Consider the following 876-nt stretch of genomic DNA (forward strand, 5'->3'; position numbering starts at 1 on the left):
GGCACTATATGCTTTAACACGTTTTCCTTTGTTTTTTCATAGTTTATAAATATCGGGAATATTGCAATAAATTCTGATCCAAGGAACGCAAACATTGCAGCCAGAACCAGCTTAATGAATACCCCATCAGCATTCAAAAAAAATGAAGACATTTTATCTCATCCCCGCTTTTATTCCACTTATATTTTTCTTTTCCTCCTCTATTCCAAGATCCTGCTCAGCCTTTTTGAGATCATCCTCGATGTTGCTCAGTTTTAATACCTTTGCGTTAAAGTAGAATGTAAATGGTATTATTATGGCGTAAAACAGTATCACACCGACACCTATATACCATACTGCAGGTGAGTAGGATGCGGCCTGTGATAATGACATAACACCGTAGTACATATGGCCATTGACAAGTATTCCGCCCGGGGTTGGTGATTTTATAACGTATGGTACCCTGCCCACTTCAGCTGTCCACCAGCCATCCTCCATTGTAAACATACCAAGGGCGCCAAGGACGATAAATGAGTAAAGCACCCATTTCATGTTATAAACATTCTTTTTTAATGCCCTGAGTATAAGGAATACAAGCCAGAAGAAGCCCATTAGGACGCCAAAGCCGACCATCAGGTCAAGGAGATCGTGCACGAATGATGGTGCCCATACGCTTGATGGATATGATGACAGCCCCGGTATTGCGCCATGGCCAAGTGTCGTCGGATATGCAAGGAGTGACTGCGCCAGTGGTAATTTTAGATAATCTGCGGCATGACCGTTTATAATTATGCCGAATATATATTCGGGTGCACCGTATGTTACAGGATGCATGTCAAGCTCAAGTGATGCATATTTTAATGGTTCAAGGGCAAGAAGCGTTGATAATTCAAGTGA

The 876-nt window shown here is 41.9% G+C and carries 1 protein-coding gene; it reads right to left on the reverse strand.

Annotated elements, in window-relative coordinates:
• Positions 1–153: 153 nt before the first annotated feature.
• Positions 154–876, reverse strand: a 723-nt coding sequence (locus tag AOG54_RS04135) for a cytochrome ubiquinol oxidase subunit I (protein WP_162200862.1), incomplete at its 5' end; no start/stop codon positions are given.

Source organism: Acidiplasma aeolicum, from assembly GCF_001402945.1.
Taxonomy (GTDB): domain Archaea; phylum Thermoplasmatota; class Thermoplasmata; order Thermoplasmatales; family Thermoplasmataceae; genus Acidiplasma; species Acidiplasma aeolicum.